The following is a 23194-nucleotide window of genomic DNA, read 5'->3' as shown; positions in this document are numbered from 1 at the left end:
CAAGCACAGTTTGTCAAGCGATCGCTACTCGCTCAGCCATCTTCCAGAAACTTTGCTACAAGGAGAAAGCGGCTGGTGATAGCTCTAATCGGAGTTTCTGGGGATGTTCATGAAAAAGTTGTGGATGGCTACTGCTAAAGCAGCGATCGCAAAGCCTCGGCGCGTCCTTGCGCTTCTCACGCTCTTCAGCGTTTTGGGAGTTCCGAATCCGGCTTCGGCACAGAATTTTAATCAAATTTATGTTTTTGGAGATAGCCTCTCCGATGTTGGCAATGTATTAGAGGCTACCAACGGGCAATATCCCCCAAGCCCACCCTACTTTCAAGGACGCTATTCCAATGGCCCGGTTTGGACAGATTATCTCGCCTCTAAGCTGAAATTAAAATCCAGTACAGAGACGAATTTCGCCTACGGAGGCGCGACTACAGGCAATTCTAAGCAGATTCCCCCTGGATTGCTGACGCAGATCGAGAGCTTTAAGGCAACCCATTCCGCGGCTAATCCTAAGGCTCTGTATGTTGTCTGGGCTGGTGCGAATGATTACCTAAGAGGCGCTACCGACTCTACCGTGCCAATCAACAATTTAGCGAGCGCGGTGAAGTCCCTCTCCGCAGCAGGCGCAAAAAATATCGTAGTTGTTAACTTACCAGATTTAGGAAAGCTTCCCGGCACGCGCACAACTCAACGTTCCGGCTCCCTCAACGTTTTAACAAAGAAGCATAATTCTGGATTAGCCGCATCCCTCAACGGTTTGCGTCAGCAACTCAACTCTGATATCAAAATCACCTATCTTGATGTCAATTCTCTTTACAATCAAGTCACCAACAATCCAAAAAAATTCGGTTTCACGAATGTAACCAACGCCTGTATCAGCAGAGCCAAAATATGTAACAATCCAAACGAATATTTATTTTGGGACAGCATTCATCCCACGACTGCCGCCCATAAGTTATTTGTAGAGTTAGCATTCCCAGCGCTAAAATCTACGCTCGAATCTCGCGCAGTTTCTAGCTCTCAAACCACTGTCTCTCCAACCCCTGTCTCTGGAACCTCTGTTGAACCTACTATTGCAATAGGCGGGATTATATTGGGGGCTGTCGGTGGTGGGTTAATCGTGACGCGCATTCATAGGATGAAAAACAAATCCTAAGAAGCGATTTCCCCTTTCCTAAGTGGCTGGTATGCGAAGGAAGCGATCGCGTTAGCATCGCTAACTTGTCAGTTCGCATTTTTCTCTTTTGCTAAGGGCTAATAATCTCCAACACATTTAGCGATTAGTGAGGTTCTCAATGAACGTGCAATACATATTGTTTGTAAGGACACGGCAATGCCGTGTCCCTGAGAGTTAACAAGGTAGAGACTTCAAACTGAAGACATCTGCAAAAATACCATTCGGCTTCACGACTCTATTCTCATCCGGAGAATCATAAACCACCATTAGAGAATTTGGTTGTCCTAAACAGGGAAACAGTGCCAACCCTTCCGCATGATCGGAACCAAATCTGAAAGGCAGATCAAACAACACTTCCAAATCTCCCTCTTTCTGCCAAGAGATGCTGTTTTCATCACGTTGTAAGGCATTTTTCAGGCGGAAGACTCTCAGCGCACCTTCTAAATCCATCGTGGGTCCCGCTAGAACGATCAAGTCTTCACCCTCCAGACATAGTTCCCGGACACCTAACCCATTCAACTCTACAAAATGTTTTTTGTATTGCTTCCCATCTTTGCCAATTTTCTTCAGCGTTAAAATTCCTGGCTCTGTTTCTGCAACTTCAACCTCTAAAATAATTGCCCACCCTCTCAGTACAGGGCCTCGCAAGCCGATAAAAATCCTATCTCCCCGAATCGCTAAGCCTTCGATATCAAATCCATTTTCTTTAGAGGGGATAGAAGTTGTTAGAAATGCCCCTAGGTGCCGATCTTGTTTGAGTGCTTCTATCAGAACGTTACTATTTCCTATTTTTTGCAGACAGGCTGCTGTCAGTTTTTTATCTGGCTGCTCTGGGTGAGAAACTGATTTAACTAATTCACCTTTTACTACAGGAATCCGGGCAAGTAAATAACGGTTTGGTTCAAACTTTATGGTTGCTAGTTTATCAAGATCCTTCTCAAGGTCTTTGCCCTTTATTTTTTTACGCTTTGTACTGTGGGAACCGATGAACCAAAGATAATGGTTTGTATAATCCATTCCCTCAATATCGATTTCGCCTTCCGGATCGGCTAAATCGATGAAATCTTTTACAAAAAATTGCTGATGTTTGCTGAAGATATATGGCTCGACAGGGGATAAGCGCTCAATCGTTCTCGTTTCATCAGAACCTACCCACAAACTGCCATCAGGTGTCAAAGCAGCCGCTGATAAATCTTGACTAAGAGGTTCATCAGCTTTGCCGTTGAAGCGAATGAGTACGCGGCTGAGCAAGAAACTTTCTGGCATAACGGCTGCTTTCCTAAAACGGTTTGGACTCGATAGAAATCACTGCCAGCATAGCTCACGCTTGACTGGTTTTTACCCTCTACCGGAAGACAGAAGTTTTGGAAGTATTTGAGGAGGCAAACTGGAAGGTAAGGCGATCGATGCTCACCCGACTATCTTGAGAGTGCGATCGCTTAAAGGCTATTGATCAACTCCGCTGTATCATTCATTGGTTTATTTACCTTTGTGCTGACTGGATAAGTTGCCATTTCTTCTGCTGAATATGGACGCAACAAAGGCTGTAATAACTCCGGCTTTTGCACCTGTGAATCCAACCACAAATCATAATCTTTTGGATCGAGAATGACTGGCATTCGGTTGTGAATCGGGCGCATTACCTCATTGGGTTCTGTTGTCAAAATCGTGCAAGAATCTATTTCCTCACCATCCTCTCCTTCCCAATGCTCCCACAAACCAGCAAAGCCGAAAGGTTGTCCATCATTCACGCGACAATAAAATGGCTGCTTTTTCCCGTCTTGCTGCTTCCACTCATAAAAACCATCCGCGACTACTAAGCAACGTCGTTGTTTAAAAGCTGCCCGAAAAGCCGGTTTTTCGGCTACCGTTTCCGCCCGTGCATTAATCAGTTTTGCTCCCATTTTTGGATCTTTTGCCCAACGGGGAATTAGCCCCCAATGCAGCATTTTGAACTGTCGTTGAGACTGTTCGGTATTTTGTAAAACTGTCTGTACTGGCTGGGTGGGCGCAATATTATAACGAGGCATCAAAAGAGGAACATCATTTACCTGGAATGCTTGGGCGATTGTCTCAGCGGACTTACTTTGGGTAAATCTTCCACACATACTTCTATCCCACGCGGTAAATTACAAATTTGCAAGCTTATTTCAATCGAGCAATTAACACTCAACGGTCGAATAATATATACATCCTATTATAACAAATACCAATAATTCAATAAAATTGTACGGCAAATACTTTACGTTATTTTATGGGTAAACAGTTATTTTGCATAAGATGCGATCAACAATTCAGATATTTTGCCCCGTTTTCTAGCATTGGAATTAATCATTCTGGAAGCTGATATCTCATAAATATTAAAATTGCTGTAAATTTCTCGGATAAACAGGCAGTCAGAATTAGAAAGCATCACTTTGACACCACGATTCGCAAGCTCTGCAAAGACATCCCTAAGCCGAATTTGGTCAGCTTCATTAAAAGAATTACGGCTATAGGCGGTAAAGTTACTAGTAGGGCTTAGAGGATAATAAGGTGGGTCAAAGAAAACAAAATCTTCAGCGGTCTTTGCAGATTGCAAGACAGCTTCAAAAGGTCTAACATCAATCAGGGCACTCTGAAGCGCAGCGGAAACTGCCCTAAGTAAAGCTGGATTACAAATCTTTGGATTTTTGTATTTCCCAATGGGAACATTAAATTCCCCTTTTGAGTTTTCTCGATATAATCCGTTAAAGCAAGTTTTGTTGAGGTAAATAAATCGAGCAGCTCTTTCTAGAGGGGTGTTAGGTTGCATCAATCGCACGCAGTAATAATACTCCTTACTATGATTCATTTGATGCTGTTGCAAGAATTCAATTAGCGGTTCTACTTCATCCCTTACACATCGGAAAACATTGACCAAATCGGCATTAATATCCGTCAAAATAGATACTTTTGGCAATAAATGAAAGAAAAGAGCGCCGCCACCCAAAAATGGCTCATAGTAAGTTGTAAATTTTGGGGGAAAATAGGGAATATATTGCTGAATTAGCTGGCTTTTACCACCAGCCCATTTTAGAAAAGGACGCGCTATTTCTTGTTGTGTCGTCTGAGTTGACATTGCTTCTAGCTATCTAAAAAAATTAAAGCGTTTGTAACAGTTGTTGTGGAAGTGGGGGGATATGATTTAATTTAGAATACCTAGCGGGTTCGACAAGAGGAAAAAAATGACTATCACCGCGACCAAAACACCCGATCGCTCTTATGAGTCCGTGTGTTATCGGGCAATGTGTTATGAGTCAATATGTCGCGGTTGCACAAATATAGTGGGTAGTAACCTGCTACCACCGGACGCTTGGTGAACCATCTCTCGACGAAACCCCATTTAGGGACGATGCCGAGCTTGTCGAACTCGCAGACAAATGTTACCAGTTAAGATGCAGTGACTTATCGCCGCTTTTTGTGTCGGCTACTTTAAATAATATGTTTGATGGCTTTTGGGAAAATATCTCTCGCTACCCCCGCTACTTTGTCACCATTATCCTAGGGGTATTCTTTTATACCTTTGGGTGGTTGAAACCGCTACTCCAAAATCGAACCAGCGCGATCGCTTTGATGGGCTTTCTGGTGGCAGCCTTAACTTTTATTACCCTAACCCTACGGGCGATGCTGGGAGTGAGTCCGATTTAGGTAGGATGAGTAAAAGCATTGCTCACACTGTCTTAAAGGCAGCAGATGATTATGGCTACAAGTCGCCGCGTTTCTCGCGTTGCCGCATTGATTAAACGCGAAATCAGCCAAATGCTGCTAACCGAAATCAAAGATGATCGCGTGGGTGCTGGCATGGTCAGCGTCACCGATGTGGATGTGTCAGGCGACCTACAACACGCTAAAATCTTCGTCAGCATCTATGGCACCGAGGAAGCAAAGGTAGAAACGATGGCTGGGTTAAGAGCAGCAACTGGCTTTGTCCGCAGCGAACTCGGTCAACGGTTGCGGCTGCGTCGGACACCAGAGTTACTGTTTCAGGAAGATCGTTCTCTGGAAAGGGGCGATCGCATTTTGTCTTTGTTGAATCAGCTTAATCAAGACCGTCCGGCTGCGAGAGTGGAAGAAGAAGACATCGTTGAGGCAGAAGATTGAAATCTGTGGCATTGCTGCCGGAGTGGGAATCGCTCTCTCTAGCAGAACAGGTAGCGCAAATGGTCGTGGTACGGGCGTCAGGCTACCTGTTCGACCACCAAATTCAGTATCCAGATTGGGAACCCCCGGCGGCAGTTCTGCAACACTGGGTGCAGGATTTGGGCGTCGGGGGGGTCATTTTGTTGGGAGGCAGTGCTGGAGAATTAGCACTGCGATCGCAACAACTCCAAGACTGGGCAAAAACCCCCTTGCTGATCGCGGCTGATATTGAAGAAGGCGTCGGACAACGCTTTTCTGGGGCAACTTGGTTTCCGCCACCGATGGCAATCGGGGCAGTATTCCGGAAAGATGCCTCTCTTGCCTTGAAATACGCCGAACAAATGGGAGGCATCATCGCCTCGGAAGCCCTCGCGATTGGCATCAACTGGGTGCTTGCGCCAGTTGTGGATGTGAATAACAATCCCAATAATCCAGTGATTAACGTCCGGGCGTTTGGCGAAAACCCAGAGGAAGTGACTCAACTAGCGTCTGCTTTCATCCGGGGGGCGAAAGCTTATCCGGTGTTAACGACTGCTAAGCATTTTCCCGGACATGGCGATACGGTGGTGGATTCCCATCTAGATTTGCCCGTCTTGCCCCATTCCCCGGCACGACTTGCTGAGATTGAGTTACTGCCGTTTCAAGAAGCAATCGGTACGGGTACAGCCTCCGGTGTAGATGCCGTAATGAGTGCCCATCTCCTGATCCCGGCTTGGGATGCCGAACGCCCTGCCACCCTTTCCGAACCGATTTTGACTCAACTGCTGCGGCAACAGCTGGGATTTGAAGGATTAATTGTTACCGATGCATTGGTGATGGGAGCGATCGCCAACCGCTATGGAGCAAATGAAGCTCCAGTCTTAGCTGTCGAAGCCGGTGCAGATATTTTGCTGATGCCAGTCGATCCTGCGGGTGCGATCCAAGCGGTGTGCGACGCGGTAGCACAGGGACGCATTTCAGAGGCGCGAATTCGTGCCTCTGTTGAGCGTATCTGGACAGCCAAGCGCCGAGTCCAACAAGGCACAGCACAGCCGCCTGTAGAGGCAAGGGCGATCGCGCCTGAAGTCCAACCAGCGCCTTCCCCATTCCCTCCCCATCTCCTCCAACTAGCTCAACCACACGCCCTCGCCACATCTGCCAACATCGTGCGAGAGGCACTCGTCGTTCATGGCGAAATTCCTTTACTTCCCAGTCAGGGCAACTTACGCAACTTAATCGTGGTGGATGACACCCTGAATTGTGATTTTCTCGATAAACAAGCACCGGCTGTGGCTCTGCCAAAACAGCACGGCTATCAACTCCAACTACTCGATCCCCACACCACCTTAATTCCTGGCTGGGTGTTTTATCATAAATCGGGTTTAAACGCCCAACCAACCCTACTCCAGCTGTTCATCCGTGGGAATCCTTTCCGAGGCAGTGCTGGCTTGACACCGTTGGCTCAGGACTTGTTTAAAAAACTCTTAGGAAATGCCGAACTCCAAGCGCTAGTGATTTACGGCAGTCCTTATCTTCTGGAACAGTTTCTCCCACACCTGCCCCCGCATATCCCTTGTGTGTTTTCTTACGGGCAGATGCCAGCAGCTCAGGCGATCGCCCTTGAAGTTTTGTTCGGTGCCCCAGCTCTAAGCATTTAGCAACTGTGCAGCACATTGATTAATTTTGTTAATCAATGTCATAACCGTTATCACCGATTATTTACGGTGTCTTCAATTTGAAAATACAGGCTTAATTATAAATAGACCCGTTCTTCGACAATTTCATCAGCATAAGGATATATTTTTATGTCAAAGTTCCCTGACTTTTGAAATCCTTATTAAACGAATAAATTCATTTGTAACTTGATATACTGTTCAAAAATTATTTCCGCGCTAAGCAGTATTGGATTATATTAAGTTATAGTCGTAGCTCGTTAGTTTCGAGGCTGAGACCATGACTGCTGATATAATGCCGCCTAAATCATCTGTGCAATACTCCATCGACGTTCTTCAAGAAGAAGCCCGTCAATTGGTGGAGAAAGGAATTGTGACTCGTCAGCAACCCATCTACGTTCTGTGCCAGTACATCCCTGCACGGGAGTGGGTTTGTGTTGAGTGTGAATTAGAAAGATGCAATATCTTACTCCGCGATCGCATCGGCGATCTGATGGGGCAAGAACAATGGGACAACGATTGATATTTTTTTACCTTTAAGACAATCCTACAGTTCCACTGGAAACAGTGAAACTCAGGACAAGCTTGATTCCACGCTTGTCTCAACTTAAGGAAAGACTGCTTTTATTCTTTCACCTGTTGATTCTTAATTAGCCTGGTTTGGAGAATATTCTGATTCTTTCTAGTGCGAATAATTAAGTTCGCTTCTTAGACCTATCCAAAAAGTGAAGATACCATTCTGAGCAAAACGTTGTGGAGCGTTGGCGTAACGTTGTCATCAACAATCGCGCTGCGATCGCGCAAATCTCTTTGCAGGATCTCTGCTCAAACCGAGATGCGTGACAACACTTCAACTCCTTCGTTTTGCTCAGCACAAACCTTCGGATAGGCTACTAGGAGCAAGCCTAATAAATGCTTTGATAAAGCTGCTAGCAATCCCCGACCTAAATCCCTGAGTTGGGGTCGCGCAGCTTTTCTAACTCAGTTCGCATTGCAGCAATTTGTGCAGTTAGCTCCTCTAGCTCCAATTGCGTATCTGGCTGGGCAACCGTTGTCACCGGCGTTGTCGCAGGGCGGCTCGGAGTTCCAGAAGATTGTGTGCTAGCTGCATCATTGGCTTGCGCCATTAGAGAATTCAGGAAAGTGCGGGCTTCAAGCTCCGTAATCTCTCCTTTTTCTGCTAGTTGTTGAACCACCAGATTGACGTCTGACTTTAACAGCTCAAGATTTTGCTCTCGCTTTTGAGTGTCTTGTACGCTCTCAACTAGAGAAGCGGTTGCACCCAAAGTAACGCGAAATCCTTTTTGTACTAACTCCAGCAGATTATTAGAGTTCATTAGATAAATCAGTCAGATTGAATGAAGGTTAGACAGCCCTTAGCGATCGCTTTCGATAAATAACCGCTCGGCACCACTCACTTTTAAGTTTCTAGCTTTCGGCTTTCCGCCAAGCGAGTAAACAAACGCAGGATCTGGCGTCTTAATGCTACCATTTAGCACACACAAAGGGACATTTTGCAGACTTCTTAGGATAGTAGCATCCGTCCTAAGAAAGAATCTAAAGAAACCATTTGCCCGCCCAGTTTTAGCCCATCTGTTCTAAATACTGATTAACATCCTCAATTAAGCGAGTGAGTTCTGCCTCCGTAGTCAGGCGAATGCGGTCATCTCGGAGGGAGATCAAAACTTTAGCGGCAAAGGGAGTCGGCCAGATATTAGGATTGCAGAAAATCTCTAGAAAGACATCCCCCGTGTATCGATATTCCATTGGTTTTTGGGGATTGGTTTTGCCACCGCCACCTGCAATGACTTTGAGACTCTGCATCAATTGAGCGATCGCGCCTTGTAAATCTTGGGCTGCCTGGGGCGTAAAGCTGAAGGAAACAGAACCTTCAACTAAGTTGAGGATGAGTTTTGAAGAAGACATGAGCAATCAAGAGTTTTGAATTGTGAATCAACTTATCACTCATAACTTAGAACAGACAGCATTTACAAGAGGATAGATGCAAGGTGAAGCCACAAGCTTTAGACTGAATGCCATTGAACTCTAAATGGCGAGTGAGGAAAATTCTGTGGTAGCAGATAACCGCTCGGCAGTGCGTAAGGTTTTAATCATTACCCTACTGCTCAATCTGTTCGTCATGATGTTGAAGGCAGTGCTGGGGTCATGGACGGGTTCTCTCAGCTTGCTAGCGGATGCCTTGCATAGCGTTACCGATAGCGCCAACAACATTTTGGGATTAATTGCCAGCCGATTTTCTTCGCCCCAACCCGATCGGGATCATCCTTACGGACACCAGAAATTTGAGGGCGTGGGAGCGTTAGGAATTGCCGCCTTCTTAGGAATTGCCTGCTTTGAAATTCTGCAAGGGGCAATTGAGCGAATTCTCAGCGGTGGTGGTAAACCCGTCATCATTTCCCCCTCAGAGCTGTGGTTGCTGCTGATTGTGCTGGGCGTGAATATTTTTGTCACGTTCTACGAACGCCATGTTGGGCAGCAGGTAGGCAGCCCCATTTTAATTGCAGATGCCCAGCACACCATGAGCGATGTCTGGGTGACAATTGCTGTTTTGGGTGGGTTGATTGGCGTCTGGCAAGGACAGGTATTGAATCTGCCGCAACTTCAGTGGTTGGATATTATTCTCTCCTTTCCCGTTGCCTTGTTAGTGTTTCGCAGTGGTTGGAACGTGATTAAAGATAATTTGCCCTGGCTAGTCGATGAGATGGCGATCGCGCCCGAAGCCATTCATGGGATCGTCATCCAAGTTCCAGGAGTGATTAATTGTCACGAAATTGCTTCTAGAGGCGTTGTTGGGCGTCAGGTATTCATCGAAATGCACTTGATTGTAGACGTCACCGATGTAGAAACTGCCCACCAAATTACAGAAGAAGTCGAGAACCGCCTAAAAGAAAGATTTAGCCCCGTCCGAATTTTGATTCACATCGAGCCACCTGCTTACCAATCCGATCAAATTACCTACGAAGCAGAATCAAAATCTAGGTAGTTTTCCACAGATGAGGGGACTTTTCCACAGAATTTTACGAGTTTTCCACAAAAGTTAAAGAAAACATAATTTATTTCAAAATCCAGTTGAACCGCTCTTTCAAGCCAAAAAGAGACAGAGCTTTCACTCCGTCTCTTAAACTTTGCGTACCTTGGCGCTAACCTTTGGGTACCTTTGCGTTAAAAATTCTTACTACTTTATTATTCCCACTCGATAGTTCCAGGTGGCTTAGAAGTAATATCGTAAACCACTCGATTCACACCCCGAACTTCATTCACAATTCGGGTGGAAATCGTTTCCAACAAATCGTAGGGAACACGCGCCCAGTCTGCCGTCATGCCATCTTCGCTAGAAACAAAGCGCAAGACAATCGGGTAAGCGTAGGTGCGCTGATCGCCCATTACGCCTACGCTGCGGATCGGCAGCAACACGGCAAAAGCTTGCCAGAAGTCGTGGTACATCCCCTGGCGATTAATTTCCTGACGAACAATTAAGTCAGCATCCCGCAGGATATTTAACCGTTCTGCCGTCACTTCGCCCAAAATGCGAATCGCCAGTCCGGGACCAGGGAAGGGTTGCCGCTGTACAATTTCCTCTGGCAATCCAATCGAGCGACCGACTTTTCGCACTTCATCTTTGAACAATTTTCGCAAAGGTTCGATCAACTTGAAGCGCAAGTCTTTGGGCAAGCCGCCGACGTTGTGATGACTCTTAATTTTCACTGCCACCCGTTCGCCACTTTTGGGATCGACGTTCGTGTCGGCTGATTCAATCACGTCGGGGTAGAGAGTACCTTGGGCAAGGTAGTCAAAGGGGCCAAGGCGTCGAGATTCTTCTTCAAATACGCGGATAAATTCGTGCCCGATGCGGCGACGCTTTTCTTCAGGATCGCTAATTCCTTCAATTTGATTGAGGAAGCGATCGCGTGCTTGCACATACTCGACAGAAATGTGAAATTGCTCGTGGAACAGCTTCACCAACCGTTCTGGTTCATACTTACGCATGAAGCCTTGGTCGATAAATACGCACGTCAGTTGGTCGCCAATTGCCTTGTGCAGCAAAAAGGCAAGCGTGGAAGAATCAACGCCGCCAGAAAGTGCTAGCAACACCCGCTTATCGCCGACTTTTGCCCGAATCTCTCGAATCGACTCCTCAACAAACGCCGCGGTTGTCCAAGTCGGTTCGCAGTCGCAGATGTGATAGACAAAGTTACGGATTAAGGCAATTCCCCCAATTGAGTGAACGACTTCAGGGTGGAATTGAACTCCGTAGAGCTTTTTCTCGTGATGAGCGATCGCTGCGGCTGGCGTATTTATCGTGTGTGCCAACACTTCAAACCCCGACGGCATCTTGGTTACAGAGTCCCCGTGGCTCATCCACATGGTCGTGCCATCTTCCACATTGGTGAGCAAATCTGTGGGATCGTCAATCAATAGCGACGCCTTGCCATACTCACCCCGGTCAGCTTTGGTGACTTCCCCACCCAATTGCTGCACCATTATCTGCATCCCGTAACAGACTCCCAGGACGGGAATCCCCAGGTTCCATATTTCCGGATCGCAATGGGGGGCACCCGTGTCATACACTGAACTTGGGCCACCAGAGAAGATAATCCCCTTGGGATTTAGCTGTCGTAGCTGTTCGGCAGTGGTGCGATAGGAAAGAACTTCCGAGTAAACTTGTGTTTCCCGAATCCGACGGGCAATCAGTTCAGAATACTGAGAGCCGAAGTCAAGAATCACAATCATTTGGCGATTTAGTTGCCCCAAATACTCGATTTGAGGCGGTGTTTCAGTCTGGAGAGTCACCGGCTTATCCTGAGTAGGTAGAGTACAGATGTACAGATAGTCTTTAATGGATTAAAAACTGGCTAATTGTTTATTGCTATTAGCCAGTCTTCCATGATTCGATTACGCCACTGACAATAGCGGCAGATAAAAAACTTCTTTATTGCTATTTATTAAGTTGATGTGTATTCATATAAAACTAACACACTTGATACAGTAACGAGGTACCTGTTTTACTTTTAACGATAATTTGGCGATCGCGGTCAAACAGGACGGAACCGACCGTAACGAGTTGTTCGCTGTGAGTGCGGATGTAATCGTGCGATCGCTTGTCAATGCTTTGAGCGATCGCGCCATAAACTTGCCCCACCCAATCGGTACTACCTGCTGCATCCAATTGGCGCAGGTATTTCAAGGCGTCTTCAGCAGTGGCACTCTTCAAAACTGCCTGCAATACCGGCGTTGGTAAACCGAGATTCGCACAATGAGCGGTCAAAATTTCCTGACGTCCATCTGCCAAGTGATGATGAGTGTGAAAAATCCCACCCGCAAGTTTCATCAATTTTCCGTGGTAGCCAAATAATAAGATATTCTTGACTTTTTGCACTCCTGATGATGCTAGCAATGGTCCCAGCCAATTCGCTGTCTTAATCATTCTTTCTGGATTGATTCCCAACCGCTGGGCTAAATCTAAGCCATTTTCCCCGATACAAAACACCAAACAATCAAAACAGTTAGCCTTCTGTTGCAGTTCCTCGCGGAAAGCCTCCAGTTGTCCGGGGGCACTCAGCGGTTGGGAAATGCCGCTTGTTCCGAGTAAGGAGAGTCCTTCCACAACCCCAAAGGCTTCATTTGAGGTGCGTTGAGCGAGTTTACGCCCTTCTGGCAAAATAATCGTCACCTGGATTTTCTCGTCAGGTTCCAGCATCCGCTCCAAATTCTCTCGGATCAGCCGCTGAGCATAACGATAAATAGCAGGTTGATCGTCAGCACTCACCAAACGCCCGATCCCTTCACCGCCTTTGATCGTGACTGAGGGCGGAGGATCTAAAAACTCTTTTTGTTCATTATTAATTTTTAATCCTTGATTTTTAATTTCTACCAGCGCCCAGACTGGCGTGTTGCGGGTAAGGTCAAGGTTATCGCCAGGATCGCTACGAGCGATCGCTAACGCCATCCCTTCACCGATACCGGCAACCTGCTCAATCGGAATCAACACCGTTTCGGCGGGTTCAATTAAATCTACTGGCACGGCGTCCAACGGTGACGCTCCTTGCTGCAACCAGCGCAAGGCGGCAACAGCAGCGGCACAGGCAAACACGGGCAATGTATATCCAGACCGGGGTTGGGGACAGATCATTGTTTAATAGCGATCGCAAACACTGACAAGCGTGACATTTGACATCAGAACCTTCGGGATTTTATTGGAATGTGTTTGTAGATAGGTTGTGTTCTTTGATTGACGACACGTTTTAGAAAATCCCATGAAAGCCATTATGAACTCAGTCACCAAGCCCCGCGCTCAAGTTAGCTGCCAGGAAATTCGCCCTAGCACAGTGGTGCTAAGACCCAGCGGTTGTCTAGATAGTATCACCAGCCCCGCTTTCAGCAAGTCTCTAGAGCAAGCCTTGGAGTTGGCAACTGACACTGTCGTAGTAGATCTGCTGTCAGTCAACGCCGTGAAAAGGGACGGAGTCAAGTGCTTACTGACTGGAATGAAGCGAGCCGTAGCACTAGGCAAGAATCTTTCGATTGAATTTCTGGATGTGGCGACGCAAACCGTTCTGGAATCGGCTCAGAACAACTTTGCGTTATAGCCGTTGTCAATGAGCGTTCAGTACATCGGGAGGTTAACACAGAGCTAGCTGTGTTAACCTCCCGATGTATTAAATACAAGTGAGAACCGCTCAATCATCCCAGTTGTGAGCCAAGATAGAAAAGCATATTTTTTTGGAGCGGACAAAGTTAACGCCTCACCTTACTGCTTTGTCCGGTTCAGGAGTCACTTCATCAGTACACGTGAATTCAGCAATGGCAGTCTTTTCAGAATCCATTCGCTTGTTATTGGTCATTAAAGCGATCGCCTTAACGAATTGACTAGGAAAAACGGTTCTCAACTCAACATTTGGGTGGTATAGATTTCTTCTCCAACAGTCGATTTATTACATTGTGTTGCTATATCTAACTCTCCGAAATTAGAAAATCCGTAAATATACTCTACTTACAGCGTGAGTTCTCGCTTAGGTTCTATCTATGAGCCTGATGGCTCTCAATTATTCCTTAACTGAACTAAATAAAAGAAGTTATTTGTGACTATGGCAACGCGATCGCACGACCCCCAAAAAGCTCCGCAAAATTCTACTTTCGTACCCGTCAACAACCAGTTTAAGCCGCGCCCTTTCCCGGTTCAGGAGAAACCCCAAACTCACGAAACACCAAACCTACAGGCACAACTGGAAAGTGCCCAGCGCTTTGGTCACAATTTCGCCAATATCTCTATATCTGCTCCTAACAGCTCAACACCGCCACCGATTCAACCGAAACTCACGATTGGAGAGCCAGGGGATAAATACGAACAGGAAGCAGACAAGACAGCAGCAGAAGTGGTGCAGCGGCTTCATGCACCGATGCCGAGTTATGGAAGGGATATTAGCCAGCCCGAAAGTCAGTTGGCTCAAACCATAAAAGCGGGCATGGTGCAAAGCTCCAACGCGATGCATCAACAGGGAATCCCGAATCATCAAAACAAATTGATGAGAAAGTTGGATGTACCCACCCTGCAACGCGAGGTGATGCCAGAAGAGGAAGAAGAAAAAGAACTCCAGATGAAGCCGATGATACAGTGTCAGTCTAGTGAGGATGGGAAACCCGCCTCACCGGATCTTGAAGCAAGCATCCAACAGGCACGAGGAAGCGGACAGCCACTGGCGCAGAGTATTCGCGAACCGATGGAGCAGGCGTTTGGGGCTGACTTCAGCGGGGTGAAGATTCATACGGATGCTCAATCTAACCAGTTGAATCGCTCAATCCAGGCAAAGGCATTTACGACTGGGCAAGATATTTTCTTCCGGGCGGGAGCGTATGAGCCGGGAAGCCGGGGTGGGCAGGAGTTGATTGCCCACGAGTTGACGCACGTTGTTCAGCAGAATGGTAGTGCAGTACAGCGATCGCTGCAACCGCAGCAAAAGTCCGTTATTCAGCGCCAAGGCGATCAAAGTCCTGCACAGTCAACAGCAGGATTTAGTGGAGATGTGGCAGGAGATTTAGACAAACTCTACAAACAAGCAGAAGAAGCTCAACCGGAACTGTACGAAAAAGTCACTCAAATTGCCAGTGAGACCTCTGGGGTGGCAAAGCTACCTCAAGCCTTAAAAGGGCGAGAACGAGCAATGGAGAAAACAATGGCTGATTACAAGGGGGATGTTTCTAAATTAGTAGATATTGCACGCGGTTCTATAGTTTACAAGTCATTTCCTGGCTTAATGGGTGGGCTAGATGTCTGCAATAGAAATTTAACGCTGGTGCGAGAAAAGAATCGCTTTGCACAACCTACCCCAGCTGGCTATCGCGATATTCTTCTAAACGTTCAGCTATCAAATGGTCATATTGCGGAATTGCAACTCCATCTAACCCAAATTCTAGAGGTTAAGTCAGGTGCAGGGCATAAAATATACGAAGAGGTTCGGAAAATAGAGGCAGCAGCTCAAACAGCCGATCGGGCTTTAAGCTCAGAAGAAAAAGCAAAAATTGATCAGCTTAATGCAGAAGCAAAAGCACTTTACGATCAGGCTTTAGCTAACGCGGGTGGATGATTGACATTGACTGGATAACTCAAAGTAATGTCGGTATGCACTCAATAGAATCGGTACAAGCAGCGAATCAAGTTAACTAGCGGATCATCATATTATGGACTTACCACTCTACTGCATTGTAGGAGATCGACCCGTTAAAGCTATCGAGACGGAAGACGGGGGCATGGATGTTCTTGCCTATGAGTGGGATACTGGCGAGTTTAAGCGTGCAATGCAGTATCTTTCAAAGATTACTTTGGGAGACGGGGAAATAGATTATGTTTCTGAGCAAGAGTTTGAGCAGTATGTCGAAAAACTGCGTCAACAAGCATCATAGGCAGTAAAACCCCTGCAATCATCGTGCAGGGGTAAGGTATCAGGTAGAAGATAACGATCGATCAATGATTGTTATCGCAAGTTGCCACCGATCTCAATCAACCGCCTAATAAAGCCCTTGCCTTCGCTTCAGCAGGGACAATGACTTTGTTCTTAAAAGAGGCGATCGCTTCCTCAAAAGCGTTATACCAATATGTTTCCAACACCCAAGGATAGCGTTGGAAATCTTCAAACATCGCGTATTCTTTCTGGGCTGAAGTATGTAGCAATGGCTGCACCGGCACCGATTGCAGATTGGGAATAATGGCGTGCAATTCTTGAGGAATACTTCTAGGATCGGTGAGATCGGCAATGATGAACCGCGAAATTTGAGCCAGCGTCGAGATGGTTTCCGTCAGGTCTTTACTTGTCGATGTCTCGCAGTCTATAACCACCGGCAAATAGTTATATTTGCGAAGTGCATCCAAGATTGGCTTGCGCTCCTGGGTGCAGCGACCCAGAACCAGTATGACTTTAGAAGAGATAGTGTTATTAAAATGGGGGATTTTTTGAGTGTTGAGCAGCCGACTGATAAACTCGGCAACTTCCAGATTGTCCACTGCGATCGCGGGTTCGCCAAAAGTAGTGATGACTAGGCTCAACTGCTTGGCTCCCTTCAGTTTTAATCCCAAAGTGGAAATCCCATAAATTGAACACTCCTCAAGGTTGGCTCCCTCTAGATTTGTCCGCACCACCTGAGCCTCACTCAAGTTTGCCCATCTCAGGTCTGTCTTGCGGAAGTCTGCCACGCTGACGACTGCTCGTCTCAGGTTTGCCCATCTCAGGTCTGCCCCACTGAAGTTGGCTTCACTGATTTCTGAATTGCTCAAGTTGCTTCCGCTGAGGACTGCCCTTTTTAAGTTGGTTTTGTTGAATTTTGCCTTGCTGAGATTGGCAGCACTTAAGAGTGCGCCATTGAGGTCTGTCCCATCTAGGAGTGCGCCGCTGAGGTCTGCCCATCTCAAGTCTGCCCCGCTGAGGTTGGCTCTGCTAAGGTTGGCTCCGCTCAGGTTAGCCGAGGTCAGATTAGCCCCGCTGAAGTTGACTAAGGAGAGGTCTGCCCCGCTGAGATTGGCTGTGCTGAGGTTGACTCGTTTAAGGTTAGCCATCTTTAGGTCTGGTCGGATTTGAGGATTCTGTTGTCTTTCCTCATTCCAGGCTTTCACTCCTTGTCTGAGCAGATCCAATTGTTGCTTATTTGTCCGATTTTTCAACCGGGTTTCAATTTCAATTCCTGTCGGGTTTGTTTTAAAATCTATGTTGTTTTTTACCATATAGCTTTCCATAAATCCTCTCTAAATTCAGAAACATTCAGGACTTGAACTCAGATATCCAAACATACTTCAAGTGATTGCGACCAGCGACTTTACGCTTTTGCAGGCAGCTAATTTTTGTGATTTTGGATTTAACAAATTAAGTAACTACGTAATTACACGTAAATGGTTTAATTTGATGATCTATATCTTAAGGAATACGCCTTGAGTCTGACTACCATTAAGAGTACATATTTACACAATCTTTAAACAAGTAGTATATTTACTGAGCTTAAAGATAAAATTCGCCATAAATGTTACTAAGCATACAGACAAGAATGACATAATATGTAAAACAACAAAAAAGGCTTTTGTTTTGAACTACGTGAGATTACGGGGGCACACCAGAAGAAGAGGGGAAAAGCGATCGCATTTAGCGATACTGCCAAGGGTTTTATTTAGGCTAAAAAGCATACTGTGATTGCTTTTTAGCCGCTCTTAGATAAGGTGAAAAACATTTGTCAGTTTAATCGCTTTGTTATCGGCTTCGCGATCGCTCATCCGCTCGGTACGCAATTCTAGAAAAACTACTCGGTAAAATTAAAACTCAGTTTCCGCCGAAGTAAGCAGAGCTTTGTCAAGAGCCTTGCCAGTTTTTTTCGACACGCGCCCGCAAATTCCGGAAAAACTTACCAGGTGTGCCATGCCAATAGAGACGGTAGTTTGTAGTTTTAGCTACGAACCCCGTTTCCGTAGTTACGGAAGACATTCTAAGCAAGATGGCGATTTCAGCAAACAATCAAATCAGCGTCAGCCATCGTAGAGGTAAGGGATTGGCATCCCTAACGTCCGCTCAGTAAATCATTCGCCTTTGCCTCAGCAGGGGCAATAATTTTTTCTTCTACAGAAGCGATCGCATCTTCAAGATTCTGATACTGGTAAATGGGTTGAGCGTAAGGATATTCCTGAAACTCCTTCAACACAGCTATCTCTTTGCTATCCACGCTATCCACTTGTACTAACGGTTGCACCGGCACCAAAGGGATACCCTGGAGAATTTTCAGTAATTCTTGGGGGATGCTGCTAGCGTCCGTGAAATCCACAATCATAAACTTCGCCATCCCAACTACGGTGGAGATTGCCTCTGCGAGTTCAGGCGTCGCTGCTTTTTCCAACTCCACCGACAAAGGCAAATAGTCATGTTGGCGAAGGGCATTGCGAAGCCCCTCCAATAAATCTTTCCGCCCATCTGCTTTGAAGCTGCCCAAGATCGGCACGATATTGGAGGCTATTGAGGGAAAAACCTCGCGGATTTTCTGGTGATTCAGCAACAAGTACATAAATGTCGCCACTTCCAGATTATCCAGTGCGATCGCTGGATAATCTGGCGGAGTAATCACCAAATTTGACTGGTTGGCTCCTTCCAACTTTAACCCCCAAGACGAAATCCCATAAACTAAACAACCCTCTAGGTTTGCATTCTCAAAGTTAGTCTTGAGCAACCTTGCCCCCATTAAGTTAGCCTCACCCAAATTCGTCCCGCGCAGATCGGCTCCTTGTAAATCCGCCCCAATTAGATTCGCTTTAAACAAATCCGCCTCGCGGAGGTTCGCCCCGATTAGATTGGCTCCCCGCATATCTACCTCTCTAAGGTTCGCCCCAACCAAATTCGCCCCAGACAAATCAGCTTTACCCAGGTAGACCCAGTGCATATCTGCACCTTCAAGGTTTACTCGGCTCAGGTTCGCCTCAAAGAGGTAGGCTTCGCTGAGATTAGCTTCAGTGATATCTGCCTCTGACAAGTCCGCTTTACTCAGGGATGCTCCCCTCAAATCCGCACCCCGAAGGTCTGTTCGATGCAGAGATGCCTGCATCAGATTGGCTCCACTCAGGTCAGCACTGCACAGAGACGCCCCCGCCAGGTTAACTCCACCCAAATCTTCCTGGCGTAAATCGACTCCAATTAAATTTGGCGGGATTCCCGGACTCAATTTACGCCACTTATTCCAAGCTTCTACTCCTTGCTTGAGTAAAGCTCGCTGTTGCTTGTTTGCCATGCACTTCAGCTCCCCTCTCTTTTGGCAGATGCGATGATTTTTGGTTAGGCACCCCTAAAGGGTACCAACGATGTCTTGGCGGTTTAAATCGGTTCTCCTGCGCCCTGATATAGAGATGATACTGGTTACAAATTCTCAAAAGACTACTGAAATCGCCGTTTTCTGAAAGAAAAGGCTTTGGACAATGGCAGTTCGAGCAATTCATTAACCGGCTTGTAGATATTCACTGAGGTTTCTTGGGAACCCTAGAAGAGGCAGCGACTCTACTCTGACGAAGAGAACCGAGATTTCAAGTGCTGTTACTCGCCAGTCCGTCTTTGGGTAGAAAAAGTGGGAAAGGGATGTTTAAGGGAGAAAAGTTTGGCGCTCAATTTTTCCTCCACTCAGACAAATCTAACCCCTGAATCCTTCCTTACAAGGCCAGGGGAAACCACGAAATCAGCGTTTTCTAGGGGAAAGGTTAAGTGAAGATGTATTGGTTTTACGTCCACTGGTCTGATACACAATTGCTACCATTTATTAACTAGCGGCAGAGAGATTTAATTATTTTGAATGTTTGTTTCAAAGGATTGAGAAAGTTATCTGACTGCGGGAAGCTGCCCAACCTAGAATTCTCAGTCTATCCTTCTAAAACGTCCATCTTCGAGCCAAGACAGACAAGGCTGTCGTCCGTGCTGTCGGCAAGAGGGTTCTTTAATAGAGACAAAGTCAGTGGTTCCCTATTCCAGCCTATCTAAACCAGTCGAGGAGTTTACCGTTGCAAGTCCCAGCTGAAACCGTATCTCTTCCAGCTTTGGAGGTTTTAGAAACTCCCGCCGCTTCCCCGCTGGTAGTTTCTTCCAATTCACCTTCCAAACTTTCCAAACCGGTAATTCGGTCTAGCCTAAAAGCGTCTACTTGGGATGCTGTCTTTGCTGTCGTGTTTGGCGGCATTACCGGCGGCGTCCTGCTCAGTAATTTCTTACTCCAATTAGGTGCAAGCCCAATGGAGATTGGGATGTTGTCGTCCGTCCCCATGCTGGTGAATTTGCTGCAACCACTGGGAGCGTATCTGTCAGAACGAACCATCAGTCGCCACTGGTTTAATGTCTGGATCTACGGCCCGTCGCGGCTGCTGTGGCTAATTTTAGTGGCGGGAATTGGTTGGAGTTGCTGGCACCCAACGAATTCGCCCAACCTGGTCAGCTGGACATTAGCAATCGTCTTGGCAACCAATATCATTGGCAGCTTGGGCAGTGCTAACTGGCTCAGCTGGATGGCGGCGTTGGTTCCGGAACAGTTGCGGGGGCGATATTTTGGCTTTCGCAACAGTGCTATCAGCTTGACCACTCTGCTCTCCGTACCCCTGCTCGGTCTAGCCGTGTCGGTTTGGCCTGGCGGGCCGCTTCAGGGATACGGTGTGGTCTTGTTCTTGGGAGTGATCATTGGGTTAATTAGTTTGGGCTGTCAGTTTTTCATGGTGGATGTGAATCCCCAGACGCAGCACGGCACTGCTGACGAGGCAGGGGAAACTGAGCGTTGGGGAACTGCGATCGCTCTGCTCAAAAATGGCAATTTTGTCAGGTTTCTGCTTTACTTTAGCTTTTGGGCATTTGCGGTTAATATCTGCACTCCTTTCTTCGGTCTCTATCTGCTGGACAACCTGAATATCGATGTCAGCTGGGTAACGCTCTATAGCAGCTTAACGGCGGCGGCTACCTTGGTAATGATGGTGGTATGGGGGAAGCTGGCAGACCGAATTGGGAATCGTCCACTTCTGGTATTTGTGGGGGTGTTGGCAGCACTGACACCTTTACTCTGGCTGGGGCTGGGAGCTGACCCAGTTTCGGTTTGGGTTTGGTTCCCGCTTTTACACCTGTTCATGGGTGGCACCTGGGCAGCGATTGACTTGTGTACCAACAATTTGCAAATGGCTGTGGCAGCAGGACGCCATCAATCTGCTTACTTTGCGATCGCTGCGGCGGTTGCGGGTGTCAGTGGCGCACTGGGAACGACTGTCGGGGGATTTCTGGCTGAGTTGGACAATTTCGGTGGCTTGCCAACCGTGTTTGCTCTGTCTGCTGTTTTACGACTTGTGGCTATCCTGCCTTTAGTCTTTGTCAAGGAGCATCGCAGTCATCCGATTCGGAAGGTTTGGCGATCGCTCATTTCGCCGAAACTGCAACTTGTACCGCTTCGGGCCCCAATTACTGTAGATCCACTGACAAATGGATCAGAATAAGGGTAGGGGTTAGGGGTTGGTGTTCTCATCAACCCCAAAAAAAACATGAATCAGGTAGACTACCTTCGGATTAGCTTAATTGACCGCTGCAATTTCCGGTGTCAGTACTGTATGCCGGAGGGTGCTGAGCTTGACTACATTTTGCAGCAACAGCTGTTAACTGATGAAGAATTGCTCACCCTGATCGAAGAGGTATTTATCCCGGTAGGATTTACTCGATTTCGTCTAACTGGGGGCGAACCGCTACTGCGTCCGCGGGTGGTGGAGTTGGTGGAGGCGATCGCGTCCCTGCCGGAAACGCAAGACCTCTCAATGACTACCAACGGGTTTTTACTCGCCCCAATCGCCCAACAACTCTACGACGCCGGGTTGCGACGCCTGAATATCAGTCTGGATTCGCTCAATTCCGAAACCTTTGACAAAATTATCGGCAATCGCGGTCGTTCTCAGTGGCAGAAAGTTTGGGACGGAATTCAAGCCGCCCATCGCGTCGGGTTCGATCCCCTGAAGCTGAATGTGGTGGTCATTCCCGGCGTGAACGACCAAGAAGTGCTGGATCTGGCTGCGTTAACAATTGACCGGCAATGGCACGTCCGGTTTATTGAGTTTATGCCAATTGGCAACGATCAATTATTTGTCGGAAATGGTTGGGTGGCATCCGCCGATTTGCGCCAACGCATCCACGACATCTTTGGCTTGACAGAATCTTTTGTTCGGGGTAACGGTCCCGCCGATGTCTTCCAGATTCCCGGAGCCAAAGGGACGCTAGGATTTATTAGTCAGATGTCCGAGTGTTTTTGCGATCGCTGTAACCGGATGCGTCTATCTGCGGATGGCTGGTTGCGTCCCTGTCTGCTGAATGAGACGGGTCAAATTGACCTAAAAACCGCCCTCCGCGCCAGTGTTAATACAGCCGAACTCCGCAATCAAGTGCAGCAATTGCTGTTAATGAAACCAGAGATTAACTATAAGCAGAGAGATGCTGGCACGACTGGTGCGTATAGCCGCACCATGTCGCAAATTGGGGGCTAAAAAATAATTTTGAGTTTTGAATGAGTCCTGAATTATTCAAAACTCAAAACTCAAAACTATCTTAAGCTTGGCGTGAGTAGTACTCAACCACCAGCAGTTCGTTGATTTGCAGCGCGATCCATTCGCGCTCAATCACGCCGTTGACTCTGCCAGTCATCTTGGTTTTGTCAAACTCTAGATGGCTGGGCATATTTGCCAAACCTGGATATTCCAGGTTCTGTTGCACTAACCGGCGAGATCCTTCCTTATCGCGGACACTGATGACCTCTCCCGGACGGCACTGATAGCTGGGAATATTCACCGCACGACCATTCACCAACACATGACCGTGATTGACTAGCTGACGCGCCCCAGGAATCGTGGGAGCCATCCCCATCCGGAAAACGGTGTTATCCAGACGCATTTCCAACAGTTGCAGCAGTGCTTGACCCGTGGAACCCGTGGCGCGACGTGCCTTCCGCACGTAACGCAGCAGCTGCTTTTCACTTAAGCCATAATTGAAGCGGAGTTTCTGCTTTTCCTCTAGGCGGACAGCATACTCTGAGCGCTTCTTCCGGGCTTGACCATGCTGTCCTGGTGGATATGCACGGCGGGCTGATTTGCGAGTTAAACCGGGCAGATCGCCCAAGCGACGCACAATTCTGAGGCGTGGGCCTCGATATCGGGACATATAGCTTCCTCTTGTGTACC

The 23194-nt window shown here is 47.2% G+C and carries 21 protein-coding genes; 11 read left to right on the top strand and 10 right to left on the bottom strand.

What is annotated here, in order from left to right:
* Window positions 1–109 precede the first annotated feature (109 nt).
* On the top strand, window positions 110–1150 hold the full coding sequence (locus NDI44_RS23895) for an SGNH/GDSL hydrolase family protein (protein ID WP_242037147.1): 1041 nt from the start codon (window positions 110–112) through the stop codon (window positions 1148–1150).
* Between the two features lie 195 nt (window positions 1151–1345).
* On the opposite strand, the gene NDI44_RS23890 is transcribed toward NDI44_RS23895, so the two are convergent.
* From NDI44_RS23890 to NDI44_RS23880, 3 genes are all read right to left on the bottom strand, one after another.
* A complete protein-coding gene (locus NDI44_RS23890; protein WP_190414737.1) occupies window positions 1346–2437 on the bottom strand; it encodes a DUF3616 domain-containing protein in 1092 nt (363 codons plus the stop codon).
* Between the two features lie 173 nt (window positions 2438–2610).
* Window positions 2611–3279: an SOS response-associated peptidase gene (locus tag NDI44_RS23885; RefSeq protein WP_190414736.1), complete on the bottom strand. Its 669-nt coding sequence runs from the start codon at window positions 3277–3279 to the stop codon at window positions 2611–2613.
* A gap of 158 nt (window positions 3280–3437) precedes the next feature.
* Complete coding sequence (locus tag NDI44_RS23880) at window positions 3438–4271, bottom strand: DNA adenine methylase (RefSeq protein WP_190414735.1); 834 nt, start codon at window positions 4269–4271, stop codon at window positions 3438–3440.
* A gap of 362 nt (window positions 4272–4633) precedes the next feature.
* On the opposite strand from NDI44_RS23880, the gene NDI44_RS23875 reads away from it, so the two are divergent.
* From NDI44_RS23875 to NDI44_RS23860, 4 genes are all read left to right on the top strand, one after another.
* Window positions 4634–4840, top strand: coding sequence for a DUF751 family protein (locus NDI44_RS23875; RefSeq protein ID WP_190414768.1), 207 nt, complete (start codon window positions 4634–4636; stop codon window positions 4838–4840).
* A 51-nt stretch (window positions 4841–4891) separates the two neighbouring features.
* On the top strand, window positions 4892–5293 hold the full coding sequence (gene rbfA / locus NDI44_RS23870; RefSeq protein WP_190414734.1) for a 30S ribosome-binding factor RbfA: 402 nt from the start codon (window positions 4892–4894) through the stop codon (window positions 5291–5293).
* Between the two features lie 5 nt (window positions 5294–5298).
* Complete coding sequence (locus NDI44_RS23865) at window positions 5299–6969, top strand: glycoside hydrolase family 3 N-terminal domain-containing protein (RefSeq protein ID WP_190414733.1); 1671 nt, start codon at window positions 5299–5301, stop codon at window positions 6967–6969.
* 295 nt (window positions 6970–7264) lie between these two features.
* Window positions 7265–7507: a DUF4327 family protein gene (locus NDI44_RS23860; protein WP_190414732.1), complete on the top strand. Its 243-nt coding sequence runs from the start codon at window positions 7265–7267 to the stop codon at window positions 7505–7507.
* Between the two features lie 421 nt (window positions 7508–7928).
* On the opposite strand, the gene NDI44_RS23855 is transcribed toward NDI44_RS23860, so the two are convergent.
* Both NDI44_RS23855 and NDI44_RS23850 read right to left on the bottom strand, forming a co-directional pair.
* Entirely contained in the window at window positions 7929–8321 is a 393-nt protein-coding gene (locus NDI44_RS23855; RefSeq protein ID WP_190414731.1) for a hypothetical protein, read from the bottom strand.
* Window positions 8322–8568: 247 nt separating this feature from the next.
* A complete protein-coding gene (locus NDI44_RS23850) occupies window positions 8569–8910 on the bottom strand; it encodes a hypothetical protein (protein WP_190414730.1) in 342 nt (113 codons plus the stop codon).
* 145 nt (window positions 8911–9055) lie between these two features.
* Here NDI44_RS23850 and NDI44_RS23845 point away from each other — a divergent pair, with 145 nt between their 5' ends.
* Window positions 9056–9988: a cation diffusion facilitator family transporter gene (locus NDI44_RS23845; protein WP_190414767.1), complete on the top strand. Its 933-nt coding sequence runs from the start codon at window positions 9056–9058 to the stop codon at window positions 9986–9988.
* 200 nt (window positions 9989–10188) lie between these two features.
* Here the strand turns inward: NDI44_RS23845 and guaA are convergent, their stop codons facing one another.
* Complete coding sequence (guaA, locus tag NDI44_RS23840) at window positions 10189–11736, bottom strand: glutamine-hydrolyzing GMP synthase (protein WP_199292247.1); 1548 nt, start codon at window positions 11734–11736, stop codon at window positions 10189–10191.
* Between the two features lie 238 nt (window positions 11737–11974).
* Window positions 11975–13135: a cobalt-precorrin-5B (C(1))-methyltransferase CbiD gene (gene cbiD, locus NDI44_RS23835; protein WP_190414728.1), complete on the bottom strand. Its 1161-nt coding sequence runs from the start codon at window positions 13133–13135 to the stop codon at window positions 11975–11977.
* Between the two features lie 124 nt (window positions 13136–13259).
* On the opposite strand from cbiD, the gene NDI44_RS23830 reads away from it, so the two are divergent.
* The 3 genes from NDI44_RS23830 (at window position 13260) to NDI44_RS23820 (ending at window position 15903) form a co-directional block, all read left to right on the top strand.
* The gene (locus tag NDI44_RS23830) at window positions 13260–13592 is read left to right on the top strand and encodes a hypothetical protein (RefSeq protein WP_190414727.1); all 333 of its coding nucleotides are present in this window, start codon (window positions 13260–13262) and stop codon (window positions 13590–13592) included.
* A gap of 498 nt (window positions 13593–14090) precedes the next feature.
* Window positions 14091–15587 (top strand): DUF4157 domain-containing protein, encoded by a 1497-nt coding sequence (locus NDI44_RS23825; protein WP_190414766.1) that lies wholly within the window; start codon window positions 14091–14093, stop codon window positions 15585–15587.
* 94 nt (window positions 15588–15681) lie between these two features.
* Window positions 15682–15903 carry a hypothetical protein gene (locus tag NDI44_RS23820; protein WP_190414726.1) on the top strand — a complete coding sequence of 74 codons (222 nt, stop codon included), beginning with the start codon at window positions 15682–15684 and terminating at the stop codon, window positions 15901–15903.
* A 97-nt stretch (window positions 15904–16000) separates the two neighbouring features.
* Here NDI44_RS23820 and NDI44_RS23815 read toward each other — a convergent pair whose 3' ends face one another.
* Together NDI44_RS23815 and NDI44_RS23810 are read right to left on the bottom strand one after the other, a co-directional pair.
* A complete protein-coding gene (locus tag NDI44_RS23815) occupies window positions 16001–17215 on the bottom strand; it encodes a pentapeptide repeat-containing protein (protein ID WP_348235323.1) in 1215 nt (404 codons plus the stop codon).
* Window positions 17216–18036: 821 nt separating this feature from the next.
* Window positions 18037–19251, bottom strand: a complete 1215-nt coding sequence (locus NDI44_RS23810) for a pentapeptide repeat-containing protein (protein WP_190414724.1) — start codon at window positions 19249–19251, stop codon at window positions 18037–18039.
* An 826-nt stretch (window positions 19252–20077) separates the two neighbouring features.
* Between NDI44_RS23810 and NDI44_RS23805 the strand changes: the two genes are divergently transcribed.
* On the top strand, window positions 20078–21472 hold the full coding sequence (locus NDI44_RS23805; RefSeq protein ID WP_347276914.1) for an MFS transporter: 1395 nt from the start codon (window positions 20078–20080) through the stop codon (window positions 21470–21472).
* Window positions 21473–21517: 45 nt separating this feature from the next.
* Complete coding sequence (moaA, locus tag NDI44_RS23800; protein WP_190414722.1) at window positions 21518–22504, top strand: GTP 3',8-cyclase MoaA; 987 nt, start codon at window positions 21518–21520, stop codon at window positions 22502–22504.
* A 61-nt stretch (window positions 22505–22565) separates the two neighbouring features.
* Here moaA and rpsD read toward each other — a convergent pair whose 3' ends face one another.
* Window positions 22566–23174 carry a 30S ribosomal protein S4 gene (rpsD, locus tag NDI44_RS23795; protein WP_190414721.1) on the bottom strand — a complete coding sequence of 203 codons (609 nt, stop codon included), beginning with the start codon at window positions 23172–23174 and terminating at the stop codon, window positions 22566–22568.
* Between the last annotated feature and the right edge of the window lie 20 nt (window positions 23175–23194).

Origin of the sequence: Trichocoleus sp. DQ-A3, from assembly GCF_039961975.1 — a bacterium.
Lineage (GTDB): Bacteria > Cyanobacteriota > Cyanobacteriia > Cyanobacteriales > FACHB-T130 > FACHB-T130.
This window is presented reverse-complemented; position numbering and strand designations above follow the sequence as displayed.